The organism is Bradyrhizobium sp. P2_E8 (assembly GCF_056403875.1).
The window spans coordinates 1-5142 of the sequence record NZ_JBFUES010000535.1 but is presented as its reverse complement, the minus strand read 5'-3'; the positions used below and the strand labels follow the sequence as shown (position 1 = coordinate 5142).

Annotated in this window: 8 protein-coding genes; 6 read left to right on the top strand and 2 right to left on the bottom strand. The window is 64.0% G+C overall.

Features of this window, described 5'->3' with window-relative positions; all coding sequences use genetic code 11:
* The 4 genes from AC1D00_RS25775 to AC1D00_RS25760 form a co-directional block, all read left to right on the top strand.
* Positions 1 to 389: dihydrodipicolinate synthase family protein (locus AC1D00_RS25775; RefSeq protein ID WP_477012590.1), on the top strand; the 389-nt coding region annotated here is incomplete at its 5' end.
* 57 nt (positions 390 to 446) lie between these two features.
* Positions 447 to 863 carry a large conductance mechanosensitive channel protein MscL gene (gene mscL, locus AC1D00_RS25770; protein WP_027547170.1) on the top strand — a complete coding sequence of 139 codons (417 nt, stop codon included), beginning with the start codon at positions 447 to 449 and terminating at the stop codon, positions 861 to 863.
* A 59-nt stretch (positions 864 to 922) separates the two neighbouring features.
* Positions 923 to 1396 (top strand): SsrA-binding protein SmpB, encoded by a 474-nt coding sequence (gene smpB / locus AC1D00_RS25765; RefSeq protein ID WP_092193226.1) that lies wholly within the window; start codon positions 923 to 925, stop codon positions 1394 to 1396.
* A 4-nt stretch (positions 1397 to 1400) separates the two neighbouring features.
* Positions 1401 to 1982 carry a peroxiredoxin gene (locus AC1D00_RS25760; protein ID WP_477012589.1) on the top strand — a complete coding sequence of 194 codons (582 nt, stop codon included), beginning with the start codon at positions 1401 to 1403 and terminating at the stop codon, positions 1980 to 1982.
* Between the two features lie 8 nt (positions 1983 to 1990).
* On the opposite strand, the gene AC1D00_RS25755 is transcribed toward AC1D00_RS25760, so the two are convergent.
* Together AC1D00_RS25755 and AC1D00_RS25750 are read right to left on the bottom strand one after the other, a co-directional pair.
* The gene (locus tag AC1D00_RS25755) at positions 1991 to 2665 is read right to left on the bottom strand and encodes a uracil-DNA glycosylase (protein WP_477012588.1); all 675 of its coding nucleotides are present in this window, start codon (positions 2663 to 2665) and stop codon (positions 1991 to 1993) included.
* On the bottom strand, positions 2646 to 3290 hold the full coding sequence (locus tag AC1D00_RS25750) for a LabA-like NYN domain-containing protein (protein WP_092193220.1): 645 nt from the start codon (positions 3288 to 3290) through the stop codon (positions 2646 to 2648). Before AC1D00_RS25750 ends, AC1D00_RS25755 begins: the two co-directional genes overlap by 20 nt.
* Positions 3291 to 3616: 326 nt before the next feature.
* Here AC1D00_RS25750 and rpoZ point away from each other — a divergent pair, with 326 nt between their 5' ends.
* On the top strand, positions 3617 to 4009 hold the full coding sequence (gene rpoZ, locus AC1D00_RS25745; RefSeq protein WP_477012587.1) for a DNA-directed RNA polymerase subunit omega: 393 nt from the start codon (positions 3617 to 3619) through the stop codon (positions 4007 to 4009).
* 209 nt (positions 4010 to 4218) lie between these two features.
* Positions 4219 to 5142: HD domain-containing protein (locus tag AC1D00_RS25740; RefSeq protein WP_477012586.1), on the top strand; the 924-nt coding region annotated here is incomplete at its 3' end.

Genomic DNA, 5142 nt, shown 5'->3' with positions numbered 1-5142 from the left:
CCGCCAGCATGGTCCGCGTGTCGCAGCAGCGTGCGGCGATGGGCGAGGATTTCAACCAGCTCTCGGGCGAGGACGCGACCATCCTCGGTTACATGGCCCATGGCGGCCATGGCTGCATCTCGGTGACCTCGAACGTCGCGCCGCGGCTGTGCTCGGAGTTCCACACCGCCTGGCAGAAGGGCGATCATGCCACCGCGCTGAAGCTGCACGACAAGCTGATGCCGCTGCACAACAACCTCTTCATCGAGAGCAATCCGGCGCCGATCAAGTACGCGATGTCGCTGCTCGGCAAGCTCGACGAGACGCTGCGGCTGCCGATGGTGCCGGTGTCCGAGCCGACGCGCGTTGCCGTGCGCAGCGCCATGGTGCACGCCGGCCTGATCAACTGACACGGTAGCCTTTCCGGGGAGCCTTTCATGAGCGGGGTCGACGAAACGGGCAGGCGGATGCTCAAGGAGTTCCGCGAGTTCGCCATGAAGGGCAACGTCGTCGATCTCGCGGTCGGCGTCATCATCGGCGCGGCCTTCGGCGCCATCGTGACTTCCTTGGTCGGCGACGTGATCATGCCCTTGATCGGCGCCGTCACCGGCGGGCTCGACTTCTCGAACTACTTTACCCCCTTGTCGAAGGCGGTCACCGCCACCAACTTGGCGGATGCTAAAAAGCAAGGCGCGGTCTTGGCTTGGGGCAGCTTCCTCACGCTGACGATCAACTTCATCATCATTGCCTTCGTGCTGTTCCTGGTGATCCGCGCCATCAACACGCTGAAGCGCAAGGAGGAGGCGGCACCGGCCGCTCCGCCGAAGCCGTCGGCCGAGGTCGAGCTGCTGACCGAGATCCGCGATCTCCTCAAGAAGTCTTGACGCGCACGCTTCACCCAAACTGTTAGCGTCCGCGCGTATCTCACTCGGGTTTTTTTGCCATGGCCGACAAGAACGAACGACCAATCAAGGTCATGGCGGAAAATCGCAAGGCCCGCTTCAACTATGCGATCGAGGATACGGTCGAGGCGGGCATTGCGCTGACCGGCACCGAGGTCAAGTCGATCCGCAACGGCAAGAGCACGATCGCGGAATCCTACGCCGACTCGAAGAACGGCGAGATCTGGCTGATCAACGCCACCATTCCCGAATATCTCCAGGGCAACCGCTTCAACCACGAGCCCAAGCGGCCGCGAAAGCTGCTGCTCCATCGCCGGCAGATCAACAAGCTGATCGGCGCGGTGGACCGCGAGGGCATGACGCTGATCCCGCTCAAGCTCTACTTCAACGAGCGCGGTCGGGCCAAGCTGCAGCTGGCGGTTGCGAAAGGCAAGAAGCTGCACGACAAGCGCGAGACCGAGAAGAAGCGCGACTGGAGCCGGGAGAAGGGCCGCCTGCTCAGGGCGAGGGGATAGCGGGATGAATCAGAAGAACCTGCTCGAGGTCGACTGGAGCAAGATTCCGGCGCCGGCCGATGATGGCGGCGCCGCGCACCTGCCGGGCATGACGCTGCCCGCGATCGGCCTGCTCGCGACCGACGACACGTCAGTGATGCTGTCGGCGCTGTCCGGCCGTACCGTGGTGTTCGCCTATCCGCGCACCGGCGAGCCCGGCAAGATCTCGCTGGTCGACGATTGGGACATGATCCCGGGCGCGCGGGGCTGCACGCCGCAGACCTGCGCGTTTCGCGATCTGTTCGCCGAGCTGAAGGCCGCCGGCGCCGCTCATGTGTTCGGCCTCTCGACCCAGAGCAACGCATACCAGACCGAGATGGCCTCGCGCCTGCATCTGCCGTTTCCGGTGCTGTCGGACGAGAAGCTGGCGCTGACGCGCGCCCTCAAACTGCCGACCATGGAGGTCGCAGGCCTGACGCTGATCAAGCGCCTCGCGCTGATCATCGACGACGCCAAGGTCTCGCATGTGTTCTATCCGGTGTTTCCGCCCGACCGGAACGCCGGCGATGTCCTGGACTGGCTGAAGGCCAATCCCGTCAAAGGCTAGACCGAGGGCTAGTCCAGGTCGGCCTTCACCTTCGCGAACACGGACCGGAACATGTCCGGCGTCAGCACGCCGGTGTTCGTGTTGTAGCGCGAGCAGTGATAGCTGTCGTAGAGCCTGAACGCGCCGGCCTGATGCACCGCGCCGTGGCCGAAGGGGGCTTGCGAGGCCTTCAGGTTCAGCGGCTTGAGCACTGTGTCGTGAGCAATGCGTCCAAGCGCGACGATCGCGCGCAGCTTCGGCATCGTCGCGAGATTCGCCGCGAGGAACTGGCGGCAGGTGTTGATCTCGACCGGCAGCGGCTTGTTCTGCGGCGGAACGCAATGCACGGCATTGGCGATGCGGCAGTCGACCAGCTTCAGCCCGTCATCGGGGCGCGCCTGGTAGGAGCCTTTGGCAAAGCCGTATTCGAGCAGCGTGGCGTAGAGCAGGTCGCCGGCATAGTCGCCGGTGAAGGGACGGCCGGTGCGGTTGGCGCCCTGCATGCCCGGTGCGAGGCCAACGATCAGGAGACGCGCCTTGATGTCACCGAAGGGCGCGACCGGCGCGTTGTGCCAGGACGGCTCGCGCGCGCGGTTCGCCTCGCGAAAGGCGACCAGGCGCGGACAGAGCGGACAGTCACGGTCGGGGACGAGGGTGGGGGGCTGGCGGCCTGACCGGGCCGCCTCACTCCTCAAAGTCGTCATCGCCCCTCGGCGCCATCGTGGTCGCGCGCTGGAGGAATTGCGGGGCGTGGTGGCGGGCCTCGCGATCGCCGCGATCGCGCGGGGCGGGGCGTTCGGACGGGTCGCGACCGAGCTTGGACTGCAGCTCGACGAGGTCGGTGAAGACGTCGGCCTGGCGGCGCAGCTCGTCGGCGATCATCGGCGGCTGGCTGGCGATGGTCGAGACCACCGTGACCCGCACGCCGCGGCGCTGGACGGCCTCGACCAGGGAGCGGAAGTCGCCGTCACCGGAGAACAGCACCATCTGGTCGATGTGCTCGGCGAGCTCCATGGCGTCCACGGCGAGCTCGATGTCCATGTTGCCCTTGACCTTGCGGCGGCCGGAGGCGTCGATGAACTCCTTGGTCGCCTTGGTGACGACGGTGTAGCCGTTGTAGTCCAGCCAGTCGATCAGCGGGCGGATCGAGGAGTATTCCTGATCCTCGATGATGGCGGTGTAATAGAACGCCCGCAACAGCGTCCCGCGGCTCTGAAACTCCTTCAGCAGGCGCTTGTAGTCGATGTCGAAGCCCAGAGTTTTCGCCGTCGCGTAGAGATTGGCCCCGTCGATGAAGAGCGCGATCTTGTTGGTAGGAGAAGGTGACATTCAGTTTGCTCGCGAAGTGCTCGTGATTGATCGTTTATTGTTGGCGCTGCAGCAGGCCGCGCAGTTCTAGAGTGCCGCCGAAACCCGTCGAAACCGCAAATCCGGAGAAGTCGGGGCAATCAAGGTATAGTTATGGCGAACTCTCAAACACCCGGGGCCGCCCTCAATGGCAGCCCGGGAAATCGCCCATCCCAGCCCCAATGTGGGGGTAGCAGAGCCATTTGGCGAGGCCAAATTACAAATTGGCCTTGCGAAATTGTCTTGGTCCCTATAACTAGCCCCAATCATCCACATATTTCGTCCCACCCACAACGGAGCGACAGTCCATGGCTCGCGTCACCGTAGAAGATTGCATCGACAAGGTCGATAACCGGTTTGACCTGGTCCTGCTGGCCRCCCACCGTGCCCGCATGATTTCGTCGGGTTCACAACTAACGGTTGACCGCGATAACGACAAGAACCCTGTTGTGTCTCTGCGTGAAATTGCGGACCAGACCATCTCTCCGGAGGACCTCCGCGAGGAGCTGGTGCACTCGCTCCAGAAGTTCGTCGAGGTCGACGAGCCCGAGCCCGACACGGTGCCGCTGATCGGTTCCGCCGGCGCCAGCGTCGATGCGGACGATACCGAAGTTGCCGTTGAGCGCATGACCGAAGAGGAGCTCCTGAAGGGCCTCGAAGGCCTCGCGCCGCCGGAAGAGCAGCCCGAGGAAGACGAGTAAATCGTCCCGTCGCAATCGTCGAATTCTTGTGATCTTATCAAAGGCCCGAACCTGTGTTCGGGCCTTTGCTTTTGTTGGCGTTTTCGTGGTTACCATAGTGTTGCCGGTTCGCGCTGCACGCCTGTCACCGAATTGATCGGACGCGCGCGGGATCGGAGCTAAGATGTATACAACGGGCCGCCTTGAGGTCCGTTTGAAGGCAGGACGGCATGGTGTATCGACGCCGCAGACCAACGCAGATGCAGGCCGCAACCGAATCGGTTGCCGTGGCCCCGACTGCGCCGGTGGCACGCCCGGCCAGGCCGCGTGCGCGCATGATGCGTCAATATGACCTCGTCGAGCGCGTCAGGTCCTACAATCCCAACACCAACGAAGATCTGCTGAACCGCGCCTATGTCTACGCCATGAAGGCGCACGGCTCGCAGACGCGGGCCTCGGGCGATCCGTACTTCTCGCATCCGCTCGAAGTGGCGGCGATTCTCACCGACCTGAAGCTCGACGACGCCACCATCGTGGCCGCGCTGCTGCACGACACGATCGAGGACACCGAAGCGACGCGGGCCGAGATCGACCAGATCTTCGGGCCCGAGATCGGCGCGCTGGTCGAGGGCCTGACCAAGCTGAAGCGGCTGGAGCTGGTGTCGCGCGAGGCCAAGCAGGCCGAGAACCTGCGCAAATTGTTGCTGGCGATTGCCGACGATGTCCGCGTGCTCCTGGTGAAGCTCGCCGACCGCCTGCACAACATGCGCACGCTGGAATTCGTGCCGACGGAATCGCGCAGGCGCATTGCCGAGGAGACGCTCGACATCTACGCGCCCCTCGCCGGGCGCATGGGCATGCAGGAAATGCGCGAGGAGCTGGAGGATCTGTCCTTCCGCACGCTCGACCCCGAGGCCTATTCGGTGGTGATGCAGCGGCTCGATGCGCTCGCCGAGCGGAACCGCAATCTGATCGGCGAGATCGAGGCCCAGCTCTCCAACAATCTGCGCCACCGGGGCCTTGGCGCGCGGGTCTATGGTCGCCGCAAGAAGCCGTTCTCGATCTGGACCAAGATGGAACGCAAATCGGTCGGCTTCGAGCAGTTGTCCGACATCTTCGGCTTCCGTGTCGTCGTGAACGACGTCGAGGCCTGC